Source organism: Hymenobacter sp. BT559 (assembly GCF_017571525.1).
In the GTDB taxonomy this organism is placed as follows: Bacteria; Bacteroidota; Bacteroidia; order Cytophagales; family Hymenobacteraceae; genus Hymenobacter; species Hymenobacter ginsengisoli.
The window spans coordinates 84,622-103,164 of sequence record NZ_JAGETY010000013.1; the positions used below are offsets into that span (position 1 = coordinate 84,622).

19 protein-coding genes are annotated in these 18,543 nt (G+C 62.6%); 5 read left to right on the top strand and 14 right to left on the bottom strand.

Annotated features, from left to right (window positions below; translation table 11 throughout):
- Nucleotides 1–21: 21 nt before the first annotated feature.
- From J4D99_RS16930 to J4D99_RS22030, 3 genes are all read right to left on the bottom strand, one after another.
- Nucleotides 22–822 carry a hypothetical protein gene (locus tag J4D99_RS16930; RefSeq protein ID WP_208132920.1) on the bottom strand — a complete coding sequence of 267 codons (801 nt, stop codon included), beginning with the start codon at nt 820–822 and terminating at the stop codon, nt 22–24.
- A 6-nt stretch (nt 823–828) separates the two neighbouring features.
- Nucleotides 829–1,464 carry a BamJ family beta-barrel-assembly machinery protein gene (gene bamJ / locus J4D99_RS16935; RefSeq protein ID WP_220235642.1) on the bottom strand — a complete coding sequence of 212 codons (636 nt, stop codon included), beginning with the start codon at nt 1,462–1,464 and terminating at the stop codon, nt 829–831.
- A 157-nt stretch (nt 1,465–1,621) separates the two neighbouring features.
- Nucleotides 1,622–1,756, bottom strand: a complete 135-nt coding sequence (locus J4D99_RS22030) for a hypothetical protein (RefSeq protein WP_255555132.1) — start codon at nt 1,754–1,756, stop codon at nt 1,622–1,624.
- A 175-nt stretch (nt 1,757–1,931) separates the two neighbouring features.
- Between J4D99_RS22030 and J4D99_RS16940 the strand changes: the two genes are divergently transcribed.
- A complete protein-coding gene (locus tag J4D99_RS16940) occupies nt 1,932–2,480 on the top strand; it encodes a hypothetical protein (protein ID WP_208132921.1) in 549 nt (182 codons plus the stop codon).
- Nucleotides 2,481–2,486: 6 nt separating this feature from the next.
- Here the strand turns inward: J4D99_RS16940 and J4D99_RS16945 are convergent, their stop codons facing one another.
- The 3 genes from J4D99_RS16945 to J4D99_RS16955 all read right to left on the bottom strand — a co-directional run bounded on the left by J4D99_RS16945 (nt 2,487) and on the right by J4D99_RS16955 (nt 4,972).
- The gene (locus tag J4D99_RS16945) at nt 2,487–2,903 is read right to left on the bottom strand and encodes a YybH family protein (RefSeq protein WP_208132922.1); all 417 of its coding nucleotides are present in this window, start codon (nt 2,901–2,903) and stop codon (nt 2,487–2,489) included.
- Between the two features lie 155 nt (nt 2,904–3,058).
- Nucleotides 3,059–3,820, bottom strand: coding sequence for a monofunctional biosynthetic peptidoglycan transglycosylase (gene mtgA, locus J4D99_RS16950; protein ID WP_370551459.1), 762 nt, complete (start codon nt 3,818–3,820; stop codon nt 3,059–3,061).
- Nucleotides 3,821–3,835: 15 nt separating this feature from the next.
- Complete coding sequence (locus J4D99_RS16955; protein WP_208132923.1) at nt 3,836–4,972, bottom strand: App1 family protein phosphatidate phosphatase; 1,137 nt, start codon at nt 4,970–4,972, stop codon at nt 3,836–3,838.
- 87 nt (nt 4,973–5,059) lie between these two features.
- Between J4D99_RS16955 and J4D99_RS16960 the strand changes: the two genes are divergently transcribed.
- Nucleotides 5,060–6,178: a DNA topoisomerase IB gene (locus J4D99_RS16960; protein WP_208132924.1), complete on the top strand. Its 1,119-nt coding sequence runs from the start codon at nt 5,060–5,062 to the stop codon at nt 6,176–6,178.
- Nucleotides 6,179–6,210: 32 nt separating this feature from the next.
- On the opposite strand, the gene J4D99_RS16965 is transcribed toward J4D99_RS16960, so the two are convergent.
- The 3 genes from J4D99_RS16965 to J4D99_RS16975 all read right to left on the bottom strand — a co-directional run bounded on the left by J4D99_RS16965 (nt 6,211) and on the right by J4D99_RS16975 (nt 9,647).
- The gene (locus J4D99_RS16965; RefSeq protein ID WP_208132925.1) at nt 6,211–7,473 is read right to left on the bottom strand and encodes an MFS transporter; all 1,263 of its coding nucleotides are present in this window, start codon (nt 7,471–7,473) and stop codon (nt 6,211–6,213) included.
- Between the two features lie 15 nt (nt 7,474–7,488).
- Nucleotides 7,489–7,929 carry a MarR family winged helix-turn-helix transcriptional regulator gene (locus J4D99_RS16970; RefSeq protein ID WP_208132926.1) on the bottom strand — a complete coding sequence of 147 codons (441 nt, stop codon included), beginning with the start codon at nt 7,927–7,929 and terminating at the stop codon, nt 7,489–7,491.
- A 140-nt stretch (nt 7,930–8,069) separates the two neighbouring features.
- Nucleotides 8,070–9,647 carry a hypothetical protein gene (locus J4D99_RS16975; protein WP_208132927.1) on the bottom strand — a complete coding sequence of 526 codons (1,578 nt, stop codon included), beginning with the start codon at nt 9,645–9,647 and terminating at the stop codon, nt 8,070–8,072.
- Between the two features lie 179 nt (nt 9,648–9,826).
- Here J4D99_RS16975 and J4D99_RS16980 point away from each other — a divergent pair, with 179 nt between their 5' ends.
- Nucleotides 9,827–11,494 (top strand): hypothetical protein, encoded by a 1,668-nt coding sequence (locus tag J4D99_RS16980; protein WP_208132928.1) that lies wholly within the window; start codon nt 9,827–9,829, stop codon nt 11,492–11,494.
- A 195-nt stretch (nt 11,495–11,689) separates the two neighbouring features.
- Here J4D99_RS16980 and J4D99_RS16985 read toward each other — a convergent pair whose 3' ends face one another.
- A complete protein-coding gene (locus tag J4D99_RS16985; RefSeq protein ID WP_236018718.1) occupies nt 11,690–12,394 on the bottom strand; it encodes a spheroidene monooxygenase in 705 nt (234 codons plus the stop codon).
- 121 nt (nt 12,395–12,515) lie between these two features.
- The gene (locus tag J4D99_RS16990) at nt 12,516–13,028 is read right to left on the bottom strand and encodes a pyridoxamine 5'-phosphate oxidase family protein (protein WP_208132929.1); all 513 of its coding nucleotides are present in this window, start codon (nt 13,026–13,028) and stop codon (nt 12,516–12,518) included.
- Nucleotides 13,029–13,171: 143 nt separating this feature from the next.
- Between J4D99_RS16990 and J4D99_RS16995 the strand changes: the two genes are divergently transcribed.
- Nucleotides 13,172–13,762: an acyl carrier protein phosphodiesterase gene (locus J4D99_RS16995; protein WP_208132930.1), complete on the top strand. Its 591-nt coding sequence runs from the start codon at nt 13,172–13,174 to the stop codon at nt 13,760–13,762.
- 47 nt (nt 13,763–13,809) lie between these two features.
- Here the strand turns inward: J4D99_RS16995 and J4D99_RS17000 are convergent, their stop codons facing one another.
- The 3 genes from J4D99_RS17000 to J4D99_RS17010 all read right to left on the bottom strand — a co-directional run bounded on the left by J4D99_RS17000 (nt 13,810) and on the right by J4D99_RS17010 (nt 17,076).
- Nucleotides 13,810–14,097, bottom strand: coding sequence for a SemiSWEET family sugar transporter (locus J4D99_RS17000; RefSeq protein WP_208132931.1), 288 nt, complete (start codon nt 14,095–14,097; stop codon nt 13,810–13,812).
- A 102-nt stretch (nt 14,098–14,199) separates the two neighbouring features.
- Nucleotides 14,200–14,715, bottom strand: coding sequence for an FKBP-type peptidyl-prolyl cis-trans isomerase (locus tag J4D99_RS17005; RefSeq protein WP_208132932.1), 516 nt, complete (start codon nt 14,713–14,715; stop codon nt 14,200–14,202).
- Between the two features lie 171 nt (nt 14,716–14,886).
- On the bottom strand, nt 14,887–17,076 hold the full coding sequence (locus tag J4D99_RS17010; RefSeq protein ID WP_208132933.1) for a catalase: 2,190 nt from the start codon (nt 17,074–17,076) through the stop codon (nt 14,887–14,889).
- Nucleotides 17,077–17,348: 272 nt separating this feature from the next.
- On the opposite strand from J4D99_RS17010, the gene J4D99_RS17015 reads away from it, so the two are divergent.
- Entirely contained in the window at nt 17,349–18,491 is a 1,143-nt protein-coding gene (locus J4D99_RS17015) for an SMP-30/gluconolactonase/LRE family protein (protein ID WP_208132934.1), read from the top strand.
- The last annotated feature ends 52 nt before the right edge of the window (nt 18,492–18,543 follow it).

The following is an 18,543-nucleotide window of genomic DNA, read 5'->3' on the forward strand; positions in this document are numbered from 1 at the left end:
AAGCAGGCACTGAGGCGGGCTTTACGCAGGCGGGTGAGAAACGGCTGGTTCGGGGCCTGGCGGCTCGCCGACGGCCTCTATCGCGGCGGCAACTTCGGCATTATGCGCGGCCTCCAGGGCGGCTAGCGCGGCCGCTGCTTCGGCCGCCGCCTGGTCGTGGGCACGGTAGATGCGGCGGTTGGCTTCGCCCACCAGGCGCCGCCAGGCATCGGCGTCGCCAGGTAGGGCAAAATGCGCCGCCTCGCGCCCTAGCAGCCATAGCCGCAGCCGGTTGGTGCCCCGGTGGCCGTAGAGCAGCATCAGGGCCGTGGCTAGCAGGCCCGCCATAGTAGGCAGCGTGCGCAGCCAGTTATTTAAAAACAAAATGAGCACGATGGCCAGCCCCATTCCACCCAGCAAATACCACAGCAGCCAGCGCACCGGCTGCACCTCGGCCCGCTCTAGCTCGCGCAGGCCAAAGGTCTGGCCCAGCACCGTGAGCGAAGTGGCCGTGAGGGTCAGGCGGCCGTCGGGGCTATTGATGGTAGGCGCGGGCGGGGTGGTGGCTTCCTCGGCCTGGGCTTGTGCCAGGGCCGGTTCGGCTGAGGCGGCAGATTCTGCCGTCGGAGTAGCAAGCGGCGCTGACCCGGCCGCAACCAAAGCCGCCACCGGTGCTGGGGCAGCCGGTGGCGGGGTAGGGGCAGCAAGCGGGGGCTGAGCGGGGCTAGCGGGCATAGCTGTGCTGTGCCGTACCCAGGTGGGTGCGGTAGCAGCGGTGGCCGTGGCACCCGCTAGGGGGGCGGGCGTCAGCGGCGCCTCGTCCGGTACGTCCCCGTCTGGCACCGCAGCTTAGTTATTTACTTTCAACAGCTCCACGTCGAAAATCAACGTCGAGTCGGGGCCAATGTCGCGGCCGGCGCCGCGCTTGCCGTAGGCCAGCTCCGACGGAATGTAGAGGCGCCACTTCGAGCCTTCGGGCATGAGCTGCAGGGCCTCGGTCCAGCCCGCGATAACACCGTTTACCGGGAAGGTAGCGGGCTGGCCGCGCTGGTAGCTGCTGTCGAATACGTTGCCATTGATGAGGGTGCCGTGGTAGTGCGTGGTTACCGACGAGCGCAGGGTAGGCTTTTTGCCGCTGCCTTCGGTCAGCACTTCGTATTGCAGGCCGCTGGGCAGGGTCGTTACGCCCGGCTTGTTTTTGTTTTCGGCGAGGAAGGCTTCGCCTTCGGCTTTGTTGTTCATGGAGTTAGGGTTTGGGGTGTCGTCGTCATCGTCGTCCTGGCCACCGCCCAGCTGCTCTTGCAGCTGCTGCATGGCGGCTTGCATCTGCTCTTGGGTGAGGCGGCTGGGCTGGCCGGCTAGCCCCTCTTTGAGAGCGGCAGCCAGGGTATCGATGTCCAGCTCCAGGCCTTGCTGGGCAAAATTGCGGGCCAGGTCGCGGCCAATGATGTAGCTGACCTGCTGCTGATTGGTGTCGAGGGTCACGGGTAAAAGGAGGATAAGCGCACCGGCTCGCCAGAGCCGGCAAGTGTGAGAAATAGAAAACGAGGCCGCGAAGGTCGGCACTACTGCCGGCTTCTTACGCAAAAAGCCCCGCCAGGGGCGGGGCTAATCGGTCAAGTATGGTGGGAAACCTGATGGCTTAGAGGTAGTAGTGGTCCTCTTCGCCATGCAGGTGAAAGGTCAGATTGAGGCTAGCCAGCTGCGCACTCAGGTAGCGGAGCGAGCCCAGGCCACCTAGCAGCAGCAACGAGGATAGGGCAGTAGTCTTTTTCATGAGAACTGGTTGGTTAGATGATAAAAGTGTGGGGCAAAGATACGAAGGTTAGTTCAAAACGTTAGGCATGCCGAGTAGTTCTGAGCTACGTGCTGCTTTAAATAGGGATAGTTCGTATACCTTGACAATGAAAGTAGTTGAATCCGTATTTTCCACTTCGTAAGGCAAGCTCACTATGTTTCTTTCCGGCTACCCCCGCCTTTTGCTAGTAGCTGCCGCTTGCGTGATGACCCACTATGCGCAAGCCCAATCTACAACACCGCCGACGCCAATTCCGGCGGCCGTTGCCCGGCCCGCACTTGCTGAACCGTTGTATTTAATTAATAAGCTGATTGCCACAAACAGCGTTTTGTGTAAAATTGACCCAAACGCTATAGAGAAAATCGATATTTACAAAGAGGCGGCGGCTGCGCCTCCGCAGTGGCGCAGCCTGTTGACCGACGGTATAGTAAGCATTACTACGAAGCGAAGCGTGAAGCTAAAAAGCTGGTCGTTGGCTCAGCTAGGGAATCACTTGCGAATAAAGGGGCCGGTCAGCTATCGGATTAACGGCCGGCCAGTAGCCACGCCGGACTTGCGCATTGCCAGGGAGGCCATCGGCGCTATCCATTTTACCCGGGAGCCAGCCGGCTTCCTACTGGATGTGCAGCTTGTAAACCAGCCCATGCCGCCGACGCCCCACCCGCCGGGTACAATTATGATTCGCGGCACGGCCGCCGGCTAGCCCGCGTTAGCTCGAATGGTCGGCCACGATAACCCACTTGCTATTCAGCTTGCGGAAAATCAGCAGGAATTGCCCCTGCGCATCGCCGGCTGCGGCGTTGGGCCTGGCCAGGTGAAAGTGGCCGACTACCTGCGCCACGTCGGCCCCTAGCAGCGTAATGCGCAGCCGGCTGAAGTCGAGTTTGCCCATCTGGGCGGCGCCGGGGTAGTTCTTTTTATAGTTGTCGAGGGTGGGCTGCCAGCCGTAGGTAACGCCGCTTTTGCCGATGAACACCAGCGAGTCGGAGTGCCAATAGCCGGCCATGAAGGTGGGGATATCGCCCCGGTTCCAGGCGGCGGCCTGGGTGGCGAGTACCTGGGCAATAGCTTGGCGAGGCGTAGGTGGGCTGGCTAGGGCGCAGCTGAGCGCTAGGGTGAGGAGCATAGAATCAGGGGCTGGAAAGTGAGTTAGGTAAAACTCGTTTGTTCTTGCGAGCGCAGCCCGGCAATCTTTCCTTCACGCTAGGGGTAGTAAACCCAACGGAGCGAACGACAAGGAAAGATTGCCGCGCTGCGCTCGCAAGGACAAGAAAAAAGAGGCTAGCGGTTCAGCAAGGTAGCCACGTAGGCAGTTCCGCCCAGCGCCCGCATGTTGCGCAGCACGCGCAGCTGCTTGGCCCGCGCCTGCGGCCCCGGCTGCCCGGCCCGAAAGCGCAGCGGATTGGGCAGTACGCCAGCCAGCAGCGCGGCCTCGGGGGCGCTCAGGTCGCGGGCCGGTTTATGGAAATAGCGCTGGCTGGCCGCCTCCACCCCGAAGGTGCAGTCGCCCATCTCGGCCACGCTGAGGTACATTTCCATGATGCGGCGCTTGCTCCAGAGCAGCTCGATAAGCACCGTGAAATAGGCCTCCGCGGCCTTGCGCACGTAAGAGCGGCCCTGCCAGAGAAACACGTTTTTGGCCACCTGCTGCGAAATAGTGGAGCCGCCGCGCACGGGCTTGCCCTCGGCACGGTGCCAGTTGTATTGGGCCGCCTTCCACATACCATCTACATCGAAGCCGTGGTGAATGAGGAAGCGTTGGTCCTCAGCCGCTACCACCGCCAGGGGCACGCTGGGGGCTACTTCATCGAGCGAGGTAAAGTTGTAGCGGGCGTGGCGCGGGTCGGCCTGAATGCCGGTGTAGCCCAGGCCCACCGGCGCGTGGGCGCGGCGGTCGAGCATGAGCCAGGTAGCGGGCGGGGCCAGCCAGCGGTAGAGCAGCACCCAGGTCACCGACAGCAGAAACAGCGCCGTCACGGTTTGAAGGGCCACGCGAAAAACTGTGCGCCACGACGGTAAAAGAGTTTGAATAGATTGCGCCACGGGGCAAAAATAAGGCTAGCCGTGCTCCTGGCGCACGCGGGCCAGCCCCTCGGGTGTGATGAAGCCGTGGGCCTCGGCGTGGGTGGCGGCGGCCACGTAGTCGGGCACCAGTAGCAGCTCCACGCCCGTGTCGCGGCGCAGGGCCTCGGCTAGGGGGGCCACGCGAGTGGCGCGGCCCGGCACGCCCACGTCGCGTATATACACCACCCGGATGCGGCCGGGGTATCGGCGCACCACCTCGGCATAGATGTCGGGGTCTTGCTGACCGCTATCGCCGAGCAGAATAAACGTGAGCTCGGGATAGGTATCGAGTATCTGGTTGATTTCCTTAAGCTTGTGGCCGTGGTGGGGCGAATCGCCGGCGGTGCGGGCCTCCGAGCCGGGCGTGCGGCCTAGCAGGGTTTCGCGCAGCAGCAGCGGGCCGGGCGGCACCCCCTGCAGGCGCAAAAAATCATCGAGCACATCGTACAAATTCCAGGGCGACGAGCTGACGTAGAAAAACGGGTTATCGGGCCGGCCGCTCTGGCCGTGCAGCAGGGCCTGGTAAAAGGCAGCCACGCCCGCTAGGGTCTCGTGCGAATGGGCATTGCGCAGCAGCACCGTGCGCAGCATGCGCAAAATATGCGTGGCGCGCGTCACGATTACTGTGTCGTCGAGGTCGGAAATAATCCCGAACTCAGCCGTGGGGGGCGGAATAAGTACTTGCGCCGTGCCCGCTACCTGCCCAAGCAGGCCCCGAAACCGCTTGGGCAGCTTGGTGAGCCGCACCGGCACCGGGTGCCACAAGTAATCGACCGAGGGCGGCAGCGCAGGTGGGTCGAGGCGCAGGGTAAAGTAGCCGGTAGGGCCCGTGGTCACGGGCAGCTCCAGGTGCTCGGGCAGCGAGATAACAACTTCAGCGCCCGGTATTTCGCGGCTGTTAAAGCGCCGGTACATGGCCTGGAAATTGCGCCAGGGCGAGTCAGCATTGGTCTGAGGCGTGAGGCCGCGGTCGGCGAGCAGGCGGCCCTTCACATAGAAGCGGTGCGGCGTGCCGTAGCTGCGATACACATCAAGGTGCAACGGGCGCAGGCGGCCTAGCCGCGCCGCTACGCGCGTTATCGACGCATCAACCCATTCCCACCCATCGGCTAGCCATTGACCAAACTCCATCTGGCAAACCTACGGCCAGCCGGCGATTCGGGTAGCCTCGCCCTTCTTTACCGAATTGCGTAGAACCCGGCTTTACGCCCAGCTTCTATGCCCACTGCCCCCACCCAGCCCCGCCCCAAAACCCGCAAAAAGCACCTGCCGCCCGTGCACGAGCTGGCGGCCCATGAACTCTACAAAGACCCCGCCCGCCAGGCCGAGCTGGCGGGTCTGCGCTACGCTACCGATGCAGGCCCTGGCCTGCGCCGCGAGCCGCACGGCGAACACGAGTTTGTGTATTTCAACGCGAAAGGGGAGAAGGTGGAGGATGAGAAGACCCTGGCGCGCATCCAAAGCTTCGTGATTCCGCCGGCCTGGACCGATGTGTGGATTGCGCCCAATCCCAATTTTCACCTCCAGGTAACGGGCCACGACGCGGCCGGCCGCAAGCAGTACCGCTACCACCCGGCCTGGGATGCGGCGCGTTCGCTCACCAAGTTTTCGCGCCTACTCGCATTTGGCCAAAAACTGGGCGAATTGCGCCGCCAGCTGCGCAAAGACCTGGCGCGCCCCGGTCTTGACCGCGACAAAGTGGTGGCCCTGGTGCTCACGCTCATGGACCAGTCATTTATCCGCATCGGCAACGAGGAATACGCCAAGAAAAATAAGAGCTACGGCCTCACCACGCTGCTCGACGAGCACGCCACCATTGACGGAGCCGATGTACGCTTTGCCTTTGTGGGCAAAAAAGGTGTAGACCACGACGTGACCATTCACGACCGCAAGCTGGCTAGCCTGGTGCGCAAGTGCAAGGACATTCCGGGCCAGCACTTGTTTCAGTTCTACGGCCCTGATGGCCAGCGCCACCCCCTGGAGTCGGGCCACGTCAACGACTACCTGCACCAGCATACCGGCATTGCATTGTCGGCCAAAGACTTTCGCACCTGGGGTGGCACCGTGAAAATGGTGGAATGCCTCGAAAAAGTTTTGAACGGCGACGTGGAGCTAGCCCCCGAAAAAGCCATTCGGCAGGCTACCAAGGAAGTAGCCAGCAACCTCGGCAACACACCCACGGTGTGCTCCAAATACTACATCCACCCCCAGGTAACGGAGCTCTTCAAGTCGGGCCGCCTCATCGAGTACCTGCGCCGCCACGACGCTGACCTGCAAGACCGTGATGAGCTTTCACCCACTGAGCACCTGGTGCTGGAGATGCTGGCCGAGGTATAGCCCTCGTCGCCTTTGCCGCTGGGCTAGGCTGCTTACGTCACGGCCTCGGCAGTGGCTGGCTGGGGAGTAGAGGGGATGGCTGGCCTGGCCTGGGGCGGCTGGCGCAAGTTGCGTAGGTAGAGCAGACCAATCCCCAGTGATAGCAGCCCTTCGACCAGCACGGTGGGCTGCACCCCTACGCGTTGCGAGGCCGCGCCTACCAGCACGCTGCCTAGCGGCACCGCGGTCGTGTACACCAGCACGTAGAGGCTGATGACCCGCCCGCGCATGGCCGGCAGCACCAGCGTTTGCACCAGCGTTACGTTGACCGTGGTTTGGGTCATCATGCCGAAGGCGCCGATTACCAGAAAGGCCAGCGCTAGGCTTACCCACGGCGTGTAGGCAAACAGCAGCAGGCCCGCGCCCATGATAAAGGTACTAGTGGCTAATACCTTGTACAAGCTATGCTCCGGCTTGAGCGAGGTCAGGTACAGCGCCCCGATGAGGCCGCCCAGCCCAATGGCCCCATCGAGCAGCCCGAAGGTGGTAGCCGTGCCGCCAAAAATATCCTTGGCATATACCGGCATGAGCGCCGTGAAGGGCAGTACCAGTAGGCCAGAGAGTCCTAGCGTGCTGATAATGAACCGGATATCGGCGGTAGTGTACACGTAGTGGAAGCCTTCTACCAGCTCGCTCAGCAGGTTTTTGGTGACGGGCCGGGGCACGAAAGCGGGCAGGCGCATGGCCAGCAGCGACCAGACAACGGGCACGAAGCTGAGCGTATTCAGGCCAAAGCAGGTAGCCGCCCCTAGCCGCTCGATGGCCAGACCCGCCAGCGCCGGGCCCAGCAGCTTGCTGAGATTGAGCATAGTTGAGTTTAGGGCTACGGCGTTGGGCACGTCCTGCTTGTCGTCTACCAGCTCATAGACCAGCGACTGGCGCGCCGGCACGTCGAAGGCATTGATGACCCCTAGCACCGCGCTCAGGGCCAGGATTTCCCATACCGCATTGGCTTTCCAATACACGGCTAGCGTGAGCAGGGCGGCCTGCGCCATCGAGAGCACCTGCGTGAGCAGCAGCACCCGGTAGCGGTTGTAGCGGTCGGCCACCACGCCGCCCAGCAGCGAAAACAGCGCCGATGGAAAAAGCGTGGCAAACACGCTCACGCCCAGCATAAACTTGGATTGCGTTTGGGTATAAATCACCCAGCTCACCGCCGTTTTTTGCATCCAGGTACCCAGCAGCGACAGCGCCTGCCCCGTGAAAAACAGGCGGTAGTTGCGGCTGCGAAAAGCCCGAACAGCGTCAGAATTCATATCAGTGGATAGCAGCTAGTCAAAGTCAACGAGCTTGGCTAACACGGCCAGGCTCTGGTGCAACGTTCGTAGCTCGGCGGCCGAGCAGGTTTGGGCCAGGGCTTGGCCTAGCCAGTCATTGAGCTCCTGCTTCACGGAAGTCATTTCAGCTTGGCCGGCTTCCGATAAGCTGACAAGCACCTTGCGCTTATCCGTAGGCGAGGGCTGGCGCGTGATATAGCCTAGCTCGGCCAGGTGATTGAGTATCTGCGACATGGCCTGCGTGGTCACTCGCTCGCGGGCGGCCAGCTCGCTCGGCAGCAGTGGCTGCTGCTGGGTTAGCTGTTTGATAACGGCCCGCTCGGTGAGCGATAGCGTGGCGTGCAGCGACGAGTGCGCCCGCAGCTTTTTAATAAACCGGCTCACCACCGTGCGCAGCTCGGCCGCCAGGTGCTGGGTATCGGGCAAATCCGACATTTATAAAGTCGCTTTGTTAAGTTACTTTATAAAAATAGTTCTTGGCTGGTGAAAGCAACGTGAGGTATTCGGCGAAAGCACTAAATAAGCGCGGCTAGCCCTGCTCAACGGGGCAAGGCGGGCCAGCAATAGCTGCTAGGCTACTCGTCGGTAAGACGGTCGTAGTTATCGAAGCGCTGCTTCTTTTTGGTGGGCGCGGGGGTGTTGAGTGTGCCGTTAGACTCGGGCTCGTAGCGCAGGCGGCGGTGCGAGGTAGTGTGCAGCACGTCCTGGCCGGCGCCGGCATGAACGACAATTTTAAGCCCGTAGCCGGTCAGGTCAAATACGTCGTCGCCGCCCAGCCCTTCGAGCGTCAGGCGCTTGGTTTCGCGGGTGTAAAAGGTGCGCTGGTAGAAGAGCGAGTCGGCCCCCAGCGTGCGGTTATACACGCGCACGGTCGTCGAGTCGGGGGTGCGGGCCACCACAAAGTGGTCGGGCAGCTCGGTGCCGGCCACCACGGGGCGCTCCGCCTTCAGCGCATAATACGCCTGGGCCAGCTGGGGCAAATGGTCGCGGCGGTTCTGCAAGTCGCTGAGCAGGCGCGGGCCTTCGAGGGCATACACGGCGGGCGGCAGCTGGCGCACGGCGCGGGCCAGGGTCGAGTCAGGCAGCTGGGCCTGCACGTAGCGGGCGGCGTCGGCAAAGTCGCGCCGCGTGAGGGCGTTCAGCCCGCGCTGGTCAACGTAGCGGCCCTGGCCGGTAAGGGCCACCAGGTCGTGATAGTCGTGCTTGAACGTGACGAGGTGGCGCACCAAAAACTTGCGGGTCATCAGCCACGGCACGGCCCCGTCCGACATGCGAAAAAACGCTTGGTCGCGGTCCTTTGGCACGGCCACGAACAGCGTGCCGCCAGGCTCGGCAGGGTTGGGCAGCTCGCCCCACTGCCACTGGCCCGAGTGGCGGTCCCAGTCGCCGATGAGCACATCGAGCAGGCGGGCGCGCAGCAGCGCCGGCTGGTCGGGGCGGTTGCGCGGGTCGGCGTAGAGGTGCCTGCGCATGGTTTCGTCGCTGACATACTTGCGCGCCTCCGGCAGCAGCGGCGAATGAACCTTGGGGCCGTCATATTTTTCTTCCAGCAGCACCAGCTTGCCGCGCAGGCGCGCATTGGCCTCGGCCGTGCCCAGATTATCGGCATCGAGCGGCACGTAGAAAATGCGCGGGTGGGTGTGCGGCACCCCCAGCTTTTGCGAGAGCGTGGGCACCACCAGCGCGCCGTAGGGGTTGCCGGCCGAGGTGCCATCGCGCATAACATTGGCTAAGAACGTCTTCTGCATCCACTCCGGCATAATCTTCGCCGGGTCTTTGTCGAGCGAGCGAATGACGTAGAGCCGGCCATCGGCGCTGGTCAGCGTGAGGCTGGTGCTCTGAAACCCGCCGCCCAGCTTGGTAGGCGTGAGCGGCCCGGCCTGTGGCACGGAGCTGGCTAGCTTTAGCACCGGCACGCGCACGGGCGCCGCCCACACGGCGCGGTGGTGCGGGCCCATCAGCAGGTGGTAGGCCTTGCTGTGGCGATTGTACTGGCGGCCCGCCACGGCCCACACGCTGTCGGCGCCGGACCGGGGGCTAGCTGGGGCCGCCGCGGCGTCGAGCCGGGCATCGGGCTGAAAATAATGGCGCCGGGCGCAGCTGGTAGCCAGCACCAGCCCTCCCGATAATAATAAAAAGGTAACAGAGCGCAAAACGGGCCGAAATAACGGGTGCAAGGCGGCAAGGGCCGCTCCGGGCCTTCTAACGTAGCTCAACAGGAAAGGATAGCCCTACGCCAGCAGCCAGGGCAGGCAACCCCAGGGGGCTGCCCTACGCTATACGAGGGCAAGTAGGGGCGGCCCTGCTGCGTACGCTTTTAGTTGAAAAGCCGGTGCCGACCGGTTTCCTCGTGCAGGTGCCAGTACTACTATCGATGTTTGGTGCCAGAAGCGGCGGCTGGCTAGCCTGCCTGGGCGCCGCCGGACTGCTGCTAGGGGGCTGTGCCGAGCCCACCCGCCCCGCGCCCGGCGAGGCCGGCCCGGTATTCACTACCGATTCGAGCCGGGTACAAGTGGCGGCCGGCGCACACTACGCCCAGCGTGGCTGGCTGTGGCAGCGCCTGTGGGGCCGGCACTACCGCGCGCTGTGGGCCACGCCGGTGAGTGCACCGGTACTGCGTCTGGGCCAGCAGGGCTTCACCCCGCTGCGGGCAGGCGGCAGCTTTCAAACCAATACCCTGCGCCTGCGCACCCCCGACGGCCGCCTTTTCGTGCTGCGCTCGGTCGATAAAGATTTGAGCCGGGGCATGGCTTCGGGCTGGCTGGGCCGCCTGGTCGGCCCCGTGCTGCGCGACCAAACCTGCGCCGCGCCGCCCTACGGCGCTTACGTGGCCACGGTGCTGGCCCGGGCGGCGGGCGTTTTTCATACCAACCCGCGTCTGGTGTACCTGTTGCCCGATACCACGCTCGGCAACTGGGCTAGTCGCTTTCGGCCAACACTTTATTTGCTTGAAGAGCGCCCAGCTAACGACCAGAGCCACGCCGCCAGCTTTGGGCGGGCTCGCCGGGTGGTGGGCTCCGACAGTATGCTCACGCGGGTACTGCGCGGCCCCGTCAGCCACCTGGCGCCCCGGGCCTACCTGCGCGCCCGCCTGCTCGACCTGCTGGTGGGCGACTGGAGCCGCCGCGCCGACCAGTGGCGCTGGGCAGCCTTTGAGGAGGCTGGCGGCACGGCGTTTCGACCCATTCCGCGCGACCGCGACCAGGCGTTTTTTCGGTTTGATGACGGCTGGCTTACGCGCCTGGTGTCGTGGGTGCATCCACGCTATCAGACGTTTAACCCGCATTTAGTGCCCGCCGATGTAGGGCCGCTCACCGCCACGGCCCGGGCCCTCGACCACACCGCGCTGGCGCTACTCTCAGAGGCTGACTTTCGGGCCGAGGCCGACTCGCTGCGCCGTCGCCTACCCGATGCTGTGCTGGTGCAGGCTCTGCAAGCCGTGCCGCCCGAGGTGCGCGCCCGCATGGCCCATGAGCTGCTACCCGCCCTGCGCGCCCGCCGCGATGCCTTGCCGGCCGCTGCCAGCCGCTACTACCAGGTGCTGCAAGAGCAGGCCGTCATTACCGGCACCGATGCCGCCGAGCGCTTCGAGCTCACCGGCCTGGGGCCCGAGCGGCTGCGGCTACGCGTGTTTGCCCGCCGTGCCACCCGCCCCGACAGCCTACTTGGCGAGCAGGTGTATGATGTGCGCCGCACCACGCGCCTCAGCATCTACGGGCTTGGGGGCAAAGATGAGTTCAACCTCAATGGCCGGCTAGCCCCCGGCTTTGGCGTGCACCTCTACGGTGGAGCCGGGCGCAACGTGTTTTTGCAGGGCGATATCCTGCAAGCGGCTGGCCCTGGCATTAGCATTTACCCCGGCTCCGCCGACGACCTGGTGCAAGTCAGCCACACTGTGCGGGTAGTGCTCGGCACTACGGCCCCGGCTACTGCCGCTGCGTGGGTGGCCAGCCAGTATCGCCTGCGGCTAGGGGAGCGGAGTGAGCAGGAAACACCCTAGCTATAAAGCTGCTGGAAAAAGCTTCCAAAAGTTCAGCCAGAACCGGCGTCTCGAACCGGCTAGACGACTAAAACCCGTCCGGCCGGTTGTCGCCCGGGGGTGTCTGGGTAGTTCTCCATGACTAGGCCGGTGGCGAAAGACCCCTGACCGGCTCCAGGCGAGGTCTGGCCAGAACTCGTCAGTTCCTAGCTGCCGCTAGGGCATTCCCAGCGGATTCATCCCATCGACCGTGCCGGTAGTTTTCACCACCCGAAAGCGGGCGAATAGCTCTTCTGAGTACCAGCCTTCGCGGCGCGTCAGCTGAATGACTTCGCGGTGCTTGGCATCGCGGTAGGCGTACTGCTGCATGGCCTCGGCCGACTCCCACACGCTGAAGGTAGCCTGCCGCACCAGCGGCAGCTCGCCAAGCCCGATGGCCAGCCGCAGGCCCTCGGCCCCGGCCAGCGCCCGGCTCGTGGGCTCCACAAAGCGCCAGAAGCGCGGCGCTCGCCGCAACCGGATGCTGGCCCGCGTGAGCACCGCTACCGGCCCCTCGGCCCGGCTCGGCTTCGCCGGCACTTCGCCAAAAGGCTGCACGCCATTCCAGGCGCCGTGGGCTTGCAGGGGGGCTAGCTCGGCGGTCCAGGTTTCGAGGCTGCGCTGGGCGTAGGCGGCCCATACGGCGTGGCCGGCAAAAAACGTGGCGGCAGCCTCGGGGCTGGCCCAGGTGGCCAGAAAGCCGTAGCGCCGCAGGTTGGGCCAGAAGCCAAAGCCATTGTCGGCGCCACTACCTAGCAGCTGAAAAAAATGCAGCCCCGCTACTTGCTTCAGCTGGCGTGGGGCCGTTGCCATTTGGGCCAGCGCCCAACGGGCGATGCCCGCTCCGGGCTTTAGCGTCAGTATCGTAAGGGTTGTGAACATGAAATAGGCAACAAGCAGACGCAAAAAAAGGCCGGAATAACGTCCGGCCTTTTTCAGTAACTAACGACAGGTGCTTATGGACAGAGTCTCTTAGTAGGCACTAGCCATTCGTTATCAGTAGTTAGCGCTGCACCTGCGCGTGCTGGTTTACGTCATCGTCCTTGCTGCCTTCGCCCGTTACCACGGCGCGCACGTAGCCGTAGGCCCGCGACAAAACGCCACTCGGCGAATCCCAGTACTCACCTTTGTCGACGGTAACTTTCAGAATCATGATGCTCGGGTCTTCTTTGCCTTTGGGAAACCAGGCCCGCATATCCTCGCTCCAAAGCTCGGCAATTTTGGCCTCGTCGCGGAAGGCATTGGCCCGGCCCGATACGGAAGCGTACACGTTGTTGCTGGGGTTGGCGTAGCTCAGATTTACCTGGCTGTCTTTTTTTACTTCGTACACCTTGGCCGAGTCCTTATCGGTCAGAAACAAGAGCGAGCCGTCGGCATCGGGCTTGATGGTGGCCATGGGGCGGCTGTGAAGGGTGTGCTGCTCGTCGAAGGTGGTGAGCATGGCAATGCGCACATCCTTAATCTTTTCAAAAAGCTTGCTCAGGTCGTGGGTGACCGGGGTTTTGGTATCAGACATGGGAAAGGAAACGTTGGGGAGAGAAACGCCGGGGCGCGGGTGGCCGTAGCGGCTTGTGGTCTTTAGCTTACGGCCGAACCAGGTTCTGGTTTCCTGGTTTGGAGAAGGTGGCCGCCTTGCGTGACCCTTTTCGCTAGCCCCACATGAATTTTTTGGCCCACCTTTACCTGGCTGGCTCGCCCGCCGCACCTGGCTACCTGGGCCAACTTACGGGCCAGTTTATCGCTGACTCGGTGCCCGGCCGCCAGTTCGAAAACTACCCCGCTTCCGTGCAGGCCGGCATTCGCGCGCACCGCGCCATCGACACCTTCACCGACCAGCACCCCGTGGTGCGGCGCACCACGGCCCGCCTGCGCCAGGCCGGCGCCGGCAAGTACGCCGGCGTGGTGGCCGATGTGTTTATGGACCACTTCCTGGCCCGTTACTTCGCCGAGTTTTCGGCTGAGAGCCTGGCCGATTTTACCGGGCGCGTGTATGCGGCGCTGGCTAGCCAGCAGGCAGGCTTTCCGGCGCCGGTGCAGCGGTTTTTTCCGCACATGGTGCAGCACAACTGGCTGCTGAACTACGCCGAAATCGAAGGCATTGCGCGGGCGCTGCTAGGGCTGAGCCGCCGGGCCTCGCCTGGCTCCGGCATGGACCTGGCCGCCGAGGAGCTGGCTCGTAACTATCCGGCTTATGAGGCTGATTTTCGGGAGTTTTTCCCAGCGCTGCAAGCCTACGTGGCCGGGCTGTAGCGCGGGCTTGGCCGGCTGAGTGTCATGGCTTGCGGCGCTGGCGCGGATTACAAAGTCCGCGCTACGGGCTTTTCTTCGCCGGGCTTGGCCGTGAGCTTGAGGTAGAGAATAATGGTGGCTAGGCCCCCCGAAATGAGGTTGGTCATCAAAATCGGGATGTCGTGAATGAGCACGGCGTAGGTGCCCCAGAGGCAGGTGCCGAGAAACAGAATCAGAAACGTAGGCAGCGAAAGGGCGCTCGTGTCGCGGGTTTTTATGGTTTGGTAGGCCTGGGGCACGTAAGCGATGGTGGTCAGAAATGCAGCTAGGCTGCCGATAATCGTAACAGTAGTCATAGGGCGTGCGGGAGCGGGCGGAAAAGCGAAAGCCGGAAGTCACTCGCCAATTGGTGAGCCACTTCCGGCCTGCAAGGTAGCCGATAAACGCTAGCGCCGGGCCTAGTGGTGGTGGCCGCCTTCGCCGTGCACGTGGCCGTGGGCCAGCTCTTCGGCGGTGGCGGGGCGCACATCCTGCACCTTGCCGTCGAAGTGCATCACCATGCCGGCTAGGGGGTGGTTGAAGTCCATGGTCACCTGCTCGTCGCCGATTTCGACTACTTTGGCTTGCATGTGGTTGCCCTCGTTGTCGGCCATAGGCAGGTAGTTGCCTACTTGCAGCATCTGGTCGTCAATCTGGCCGTCGATTTCAAATACCTGCTTCGGAATCTTCACAACGGCCTGCTGGTCATAGTCGCCATAAGCCTGGTCAGGGGTCAGCGAGAAGCTGAAGCTGTCGCCGGCGTTTTTGCCGTCGAGCTGGCGCTCAAACTCTTCGGGCAGGCCGCTGTGGCCGAAAAGGAACACCATTGGCTCGTCGGCCTCGGCCTGCTCTACTAATACTTTCTGTTGGTTTTCGTCGGTTACGGAGAGGTCGTAGGTCAGCGTCACGACGGAATTCTGGGCAATGGCGGCCATAAGGATAGGGGTGGGTTGGTGTAGGGACAAAGGTAGGGGAAGCTGGGCGGCAATAGTTGGTTAAAAAGCCGCCAGGCCATCTTTTGCCGCTGCGGACGTGAGGGGTAAATGAAAATTCCCTCGCCTTACCCAACGGGCGGCGAGGGAATTTGTTTGCTACGGCGCAGCTTACTAGGCAGGCATGGCCTTCAGCTCGCGGCTCCAGAAGCGGTGGTGCGCAATGGCCTTGCTGAAGTCTTTGGCCAAGCTGGCCACCTTGTTGTCGGTGCTCGTCACCACGCCATCGGCACTCAGGATATCGGTGGCGCCGGGGTAGGCAGCCGCCTTAAGCAGCTCGACGCCCTCGGCCGAAGCCGCGATGGGCTTGCAGTGGCGAAACGCCTCGTTGACGAAGCGCACGGCGTCAGCATCCTGGGTCAGCTTTTGCACGCTGCTAGCCCCCCCAGCCACGTACACGGCATCAAACAGCACCGAGGCCGTGTTCTGGAACGTCCAGTTAATCAGGATTTCCTGGCCGTCTTTGCCTTTCAGCGTGCCTAGGTGCGTGGCCACGATGGCCGTTTGGGCGCCTTGTTCCATCAGCGTCTTCATCAGCTCGCCAATGGCAGCTACGTCGGCGCCATCGGTGGCCAGAATAGCAATCTGGCGGGTTTTAATGCTGCCTTTGCCTTTATTGATGGGGCTATCGGCGGCTATACTGAGCGCCGCCGAGCTGGCGTCGGCGTTTTTCACCGGGCCCGACTGGTAGTGGGCCACGTTGCCATCGGCCGGCACGGCCAGGTTCAGCTGCACCCCATTAGCCGAGGGCACGGCCATACCCAGGCCTTCGGCCACGCGGCTGGCCAGGTCATGGGCTACCTGGGATAGCTGCAGCACAGTGCGCTCGCGTATTTCGTCGTGCTGCACGTGGCTGAGCTCGAAGCGCAAGGCTTTCACAATGTGCATCTTCTCCACGTCGGTCTGGCTGTTCCAGAATAGGCGCGCCTGGCTGTAGTGGTCTACGAAGCTCTTGCTGCGCAGCCGGATTTTGTGGCCTTCTACGCGCTCGTAGGTCGACGTAAAGCCGCCTTCGCTCGCCTTGGCCTGCTGGGGGTAGCCGTGGTTGAGCTTATTCACGCCGTAGGCCACGTTGCCCTTATTGATGGTCTGGCGCATGTGCCCATCGCGCTGGTTGTTGTGGATGGGGGCTAGCGAGCGGTTAATCGGAATCTCGTGGAAATTGGGGCCGCCCAGACGCTTGAGCTGGGTGTCGAGGTACGAAAACAAGCGGCCTTGCAGCAGCGGGTCATTCGAGAAGTCGACGCCCGGCACGATGTGGCTCAGGCAGAACGCCACCTGCTCGGTTTCGGCAAAGTAGTTGTCTACGTTACGGTTGAGCACCATCTTGCCCAGCTTGATAACCGGCACCTGCTCCTCCGGGATGAGCTTGGTCGCGTCCAGAATATCGAAATCGAACTTGCGCTCGTCTTCCTCTTCTACCACCTGCACGCCCAGCTCCCACTCGGGGTAGTTGCCGCCTTCGATGTTATTCCAGAGGTCGCGGCGGTGGAAGTCGGGGTCTTTGCCCGAAATCTGCTGCGCTTCTTCCCAGGCTATGGAGTGGGTGCCGAGCAGCGGCTTCCAGTGAAACTTCACGAAGCGGGCCTTTCCTTCGGCATTCACCAGCCGGAAAGTGTGTACGCCGAAGCCCTCCATCATGCGCAGGCTGCGCGGCAGCGAGCGGTCGCTCATCACCCACAGCAGCATGTGCGTGGTTTCGGGGTTGATGGAAATGAAGTCGTAGAACGTGTCGTGGGCCGACGCCGCCTGCGGAATCTCGTTGTGCGGCTCGGGCTTCACGGCGTGCACGAAGTCGGGAAATTTGATGGCGTCCTGAATGAAAAACACCGGCATGTTATTGCCGACCAAATCATACACGCCTTCCTCGGTGTAGAATTTCACGGCAAAGCCGCGCACGTCGCGCGCCAGGTCGCTAGACCCCCGCGAGCCGGCCACGGTCGAAAAACGGGTAAACACCGGCGTGACGGCGCCGGGCTGCAAAAACGCGGCGCGGCTCAGGTTGGCATTGTCATCGTAGGCCTGAAAGTAGCCGTGAGCGGCCACCCCGCGGGCGTGCACCACGCGCTCCGGAATGCGCTCGTGGTCGAAGTGCGTCATCTTTTCGCGGTAGATGAAGTCTTCGAGCAGCGAGGGGCCGCGCTCGCCGGCCTTGAGCTGGTTCTGGTCGTCGTTGACGCGCAGGCCCTGGTTGGTGGTCAGGAAAGTGCCGTAGCCGTCTTCGCGGTTCATGGCCATTTCATCGGTTTTCGGGTTGCCAACCACGTCTTCGTGGGTCTGCTTGGCGAGGGGTTTATCGGGCATGTGGAAAAGGAATAGAGTCGGAAAAACTGCTTGCCTAAACGAGCCAGCAGGGGCAGGGTTGAGGCAAAAAACCTCAGGCATAAGGCAACAGTCGCGGTTGCGCTGCCGCCTAGCCCACTGAAGCCTTGAACGCCAAACCACTACCGAGGGAAAAAGTCGAGTCTATGATTTCGTTAAAAAAAGCTGAGCCAGCGCCAGAAATGCCGATGTGATAACCTCAGGCTAGCCCAACGCGTACGGCTGCTTAGTTATTCATAATCAAATTTTTGTTCATGCGACTCTCATATTACGGCTGGGCAGCTGCCCTGCTAGGAGCTGGCCTGCTGGCTGGCTGCGGCCCACAGCAATCGGCCGAGAAGCAGGCCACGGCCGATGCCACCGACAAGTCGGCCGAAACCCAAGCCAAAACCGACAGTGCCACCCAAGGCGCCACGCCGCGCCTGCTGGCCACCTTCCCCGACTCGCTCAACACGCCCGACGGCCTGGCGCTAGCCCCCGATGGGCGGGTATTTTTGTCGGTGCCCAACCTGGCCGACAACAAGTACCCGGCCCGCATTGTAGAGCTGACGGCCAATGGCTACAAGCCGTTCATCAACAACCTGCCGCCCGAGCCCACCACCAAGCACGCCACCCCGATGGACCTGGCCATAGGGCCCGACGGCAATTTGTATTACGCTGAAAACCAGTACGAAAACAGCAAGGACTACAAGTCGCGCCTGATGCGGGTGCTGATGAGTGGCGGCAAGCCCGGCAAGATTGAAACGGCCGTCGATGGCTTTGCTCTGGCCAATGGGATAGTATGGAAGGGCAAAGACCTATACGTAACCGACAGCCAGTGGGACCTGCCCGACAACGACAAGGGCAGCGCCATTATGCACTTCAAGCTGAGCGACTTGAAGCCCGGCACCACCCTCCACCTCAAGCCCAAAACCAAGGACCCGCACGTGCTGGCCATGTTCACGACCACGGTGAACGAAACGGGCATTGACAACGGCGCCGATGGCATCGACTACGACAGCCAGGGCCGTGTCTACACCGGCTCCTATGGCGACGGCACGCTCTACCGCGTCACGCTCAAGCCCGACGGCACCTTTGCCAGCCAGGAAGCCGTGCAGGTGGCTAGCCCCAAAATTCCGTGCATCGACGGCTTGGTCATCGACCGCGCCACTGATAAAGCCTATATCTGCGTGTCGCGCCTCAACTCGATTGACGTGGTTGATTTGAAGACCGGCGCCCACACTATTCTGGCTCGCAACGGCGACACCAACGGCGCCGGCGGCAAGCTCGACCAGCCTGCCGAAGTGCTGCTCAAAGGCAAGCAGCTACTCATTTCAGACTACGACAAGCCCGACAAAAAATTCGTGAATACGAAGTCGGATGCCCCGCATACCGAGTCGGTAATCGACCTGCCGTAAGGGAATAAGCTCACAAAAAAGCGCGGCGTGCTATACTGGCACGCCGCGCTTT

Coding starts and splice junctions, on each gene's coding strand:
- J4D99_RS22030 (WP_255555132.1), bottom strand. CDS start 1,756: ATGAAAAAGACTACTGCCCTATCCTCGTTGCTGCTGCTAGGTGGCCTG.
- J4D99_RS16960 (WP_208132924.1), top strand. CDS start 5,060: ATGCCCACTGCCCCCACCCAGCCCCGCCCCAAAACCCGCAAAAAGCAC.
- J4D99_RS16970 (WP_208132926.1), bottom strand. CDS start 7,929: ATGTCGGATTTGCCCGATACCCAGCACCTGGCGGCCGAGCTGCGCACG.
- J4D99_RS16985 (WP_236018718.1), bottom strand. CDS start 12,394: ATGTTCACAACCCTTACGATACTGACGCTAAAGCCCGGAGCGGGCATC.
- J4D99_RS16995 (WP_208132930.1), top strand. CDS start 13,172: ATGAATTTTTTGGCCCACCTTTACCTGGCTGGCTCGCCCGCCGCACCT.
- J4D99_RS16940 (WP_208132921.1), top strand. CDS start 1,932: ATGTTTCTTTCCGGCTACCCCCGCCTTTTGCTAGTAGCTGCCGCTTGC.
- J4D99_RS17005 (WP_208132932.1), bottom strand. CDS start 14,715: ATGGCCGCCATTGCCCAGAATTCCGTCGTGACGCTGACCTACGACCTC.
- J4D99_RS17000 (WP_208132931.1), bottom strand. CDS start 14,097: ATGACTACTGTTACGATTATCGGCAGCCTAGCTGCATTTCTGACCACC.
- J4D99_RS16990 (WP_208132929.1), bottom strand. CDS start 13,028: ATGTCTGATACCAAAACCCCGGTCACCCACGACCTGAGCAAGCTTTTT.
- J4D99_RS16965 (WP_208132925.1), bottom strand. CDS start 7,473: ATGAATTCTGACGCTGTTCGGGCTTTTCGCAGCCGCAACTACCGCCTG.
- J4D99_RS16955 (WP_208132923.1), bottom strand. CDS start 4,972: ATGGAGTTTGGTCAATGGCTAGCCGATGGGTGGGAATGGGTTGATGCG.
- J4D99_RS16945 (WP_208132922.1), bottom strand. CDS start 2,903: ATGCTCCTCACCCTAGCGCTCAGCTGCGCCCTAGCCAGCCCACCTACG.
- J4D99_RS17015 (WP_208132934.1), top strand. CDS start 17,349: ATGCGACTCTCATATTACGGCTGGGCAGCTGCCCTGCTAGGAGCTGGC.
- J4D99_RS17010 (WP_208132933.1), bottom strand. CDS start 17,076: ATGCCCGATAAACCCCTCGCCAAGCAGACCCACGAAGACGTGGTTGGC.